This is a genomic window from Campylobacter concisus (genome assembly GCF_902460895.1).
Lineage (GTDB): Bacteria > Campylobacterota > Campylobacteria > Campylobacterales > Campylobacteraceae > Campylobacter_A > Campylobacter_A concisus_BC.
On sequence record NZ_CABPVL010000002.1, the window covers coordinates 946,625 to 949,416 of the forward strand.

Here is a 2,792-nt window from a genome sequence, read left to right on the forward strand (position 1 = left end):
GCCAATCTTTATAGTAGGTAAATTAGCTTATACATACCACATATAGCTATCCATTTATTGTAAATTAAAAATAAACAAACATAGTAAAATGTGTAGTTGAAGTTTCTATTTATGGGACATATAGCCTTGTAAAAAGCATAAGTCCTTTTTTAGTTTTTGTTTAATAAAATGACAACAAAAATTTAAAAAGGTATCATTATGAAGTATTATTTACTTACAGCTACACTTTTGGTTTCATGCCTAAATGCTGATGTGGTTATCAACGTTAAGGGTGATGTTGTTTATAGCATTGACGGCAAAGAGAGCAAGGCTACTACAGCCACAAGCGGCCAAGAGATCAAATTTATATCTGGTAACGGCGTTTTAAAGATAACTGACGATGTTTTAAAACAAAACTACAACCTAAAATCACCAAACGACACCTATATAGCAGCTATTAAAAAGAGAAGTGGTTTTTTCTCTACACTATTTGCTAAAGCCCAAACTACATCTACGACAGCTTCTACGAGAGCAGAAGGAGGATGCGAGGAGATAGATCCTAGCAAAGATGCGTTGGTTATAAGCGATCATATCATTAAAATAGAATACCGCCAAGGCGACAAGTTTTACGAATTTGACGTTAAAAACAGAAGCATAAGCCCAGAGCTAAACATATCTCCTAAAAATGGTGACAGGATAGATATGATGGATAAGGATGGATATGAGTCTCCTTGTTTTATAGTTAAAACACGATGAAATTCTTTACATTTTTAGGCAACAACATTAACAAGATTTTTAATGGTTCAACAGATTCTGACTTGTTTCAAAAGTCTAGCAGTATAAAAAAAGCCATATTCTTAGGAATTCTTGCCATGGTATCTTTTGCCATTTACGGCTTAGTCAAAGATCGTGAGATCGTCAGAGTAAATTTTGGTGACTTTGAGTATGACATCATGCAAGAAATTTATGCCAAAGCACCATCAGCAAGCCAATCGCAAAAAATAGCAGTAATCTTAATAGATCAAGAGTATCTAGACAAGCACGACCTAAGTGACGGACAAGGTGGCATCAAATTTAACTTCACCCCAAGAAGCGTTCTTGCTAATGTCTTAGATGATTTTAACAAAACCTTGTCTGGTTCAGGCAGCAAACCAAAAACTTTAGTCTTAGACTACTCTTTAGAGTATCCAAGCGACATTAACTCAACAGTTACTAAAGATGATCTAGGTCTTATAGATAGACTAAATTTATATGCTAGCTCATATCCTATATATCTACCAAAAACTATAAATAAGCCTTTTTTACAAGACTTCAAGCTAAATCCTAACATCAAATTTACTCAAGCAAATATTTCTAGCGATAAAGATGGAGTTACTCGTGGATACACGCCCTATCTTTGCGATGGTGATAAGACTTTAAGGCATCTTGTCCTAGAACTTGCAAATAGTGAAGCGAATTTTACTTGTCCAAGAGAGTTAAGCTTTGATGAGAGTTTTAGATACAGGATACTTTACAAAGATCTAAAAATTATAGATCAAGGTGGTAACAAAACATATACTTCAAACTATGAAAATATCAAATTCTATCATGCAGCCAGGCTATCTCAGATAGACGCAGAGGAGTTTGATAATGCCATAGTGCTTATAGGCTCGGACTATCCAGGCTCAGGTGACATACACAAAACTCCTATAGGTGTTATAAGTGGCGTTATAGCCTTAGCCAATGCACTTAATACCGCTCTTAAACTAAAAGATGGCATAAAAACTATACCAGTTTGGCTAGGTATGGTGTGTTGTTTTTTATTCTTTGGGCTATGTGCCTACGTTGTGCCAAAGCTAGCAAAAGCACTCCATATCGACGGGAATTTTGATCTTTTGAGATTGTCTTCTTTAGTGATATTTTTTATACCAGCAATAATTCTTTTTTTTAAGGGTCATTATGTCACATGGGTTATAGTCTTGATAGTATTTAAGCTTATAGATATAGTTATCTCAGTTATTAAAGCAAAAGAGTTAATAAAAAATCTCAGCAAGACCCTCTTGGCTTTAGTTGCTATTGCTGTAATTATAGCTATTATTATAATTGGCTTACTATTGTTTATGGATATTTAATAATTCACATTAAAGGATTAATCGTGCTTAGAAAAATTTTGTTAGCTCTTTTTCTAACCATTTCAGTTGCGTTTAGTGCTACGCTAGATGATGTTTTAGATCTTGATAATACTGCATATAAGTATTATCAAGATGGCAACTACCCAAAAGCTTTAGAGTTTTATTCAAAGGCTTTAAGCATACAAGAGAAAAATTTAGGTAAAGATCACCCTGCTACTGGTGCTATTTATAATGATATAGGACTTGTTTATAGTGACATGGGTGATTATCCTAAAGCTTTAGAGTTTTATACAAAAGCCTTAAACATAAGAGAGAAAAATTTAGGTAAAGATCACCCTGCTACTACTACTATTTATAATGATATAGGACTTGTTTATAGCAATATGGGAGATTATCCTAAAGCTTTAGAGTTTTATACAAAATCTTTAAATATATATGAGAAAGATTTAGGTAAAGATCACCCTGCTACTGCTACTATTTATGGTAACATAGGATATGCTTATAAAAATATAGGCAATTATCCTAAAGCTTTAGAGTTTTATTCAAAGGCTTTAAGCATACAAGAGAAAAATTTAGGTAAAGATCACCCTGATACTGCTAATAGTTATAATGATATGGGATATGTTTATAGGAATATGGGTGACTATCCTAAAGCTTTAGAGTTTTATACAAAATCTTTAAATATATATGAGAAAGTTTTAG

3 protein-coding genes are annotated in these 2,792 nt (G+C 33.1%); all 3 read left to right on the top strand.

Going from position 1 to position 2,792, the window contains the following annotated elements:
* Positions 1-198: 198 nt before the first annotated feature.
* Positions 199-735, top strand: a complete 537-nt coding sequence (locus F3G98_RS11165) for a hypothetical protein (RefSeq protein WP_103612585.1) — start codon at positions 199-201, stop codon at positions 733-735.
* Between the two features lie 116 nt (positions 736-851).
* Positions 852-2,090: a CHASE2 domain-containing protein gene (locus F3G98_RS11170; RefSeq protein WP_188116968.1), complete on the top strand. Its 1,239-nt coding sequence runs from the start codon at positions 852-854 to the stop codon at positions 2,088-2,090.
* Positions 2,091-2,113: 23 nt separating this feature from the next.
* The coding region (locus F3G98_RS11175) for a tetratricopeptide repeat protein (RefSeq protein WP_188116969.1) at positions 2,114-2,792 on the top strand (679 nt) is incomplete at its 3' end.

Bases quoted from the DNA above. Each gene is read 5' to 3' on its own strand.
- F3G98_RS11165 (WP_103612585.1), top strand. From the start codon at position 199: ATGAAGTATTATTTACTTACAGCTACACTTTTGGTTTCATGCCTAAAT.
- F3G98_RS11170 (WP_188116968.1), top strand. From the start codon at position 852: ATGGTATCTTTTGCCATTTACGGCTTAGTCAAAGATCGTGAGATCGTC.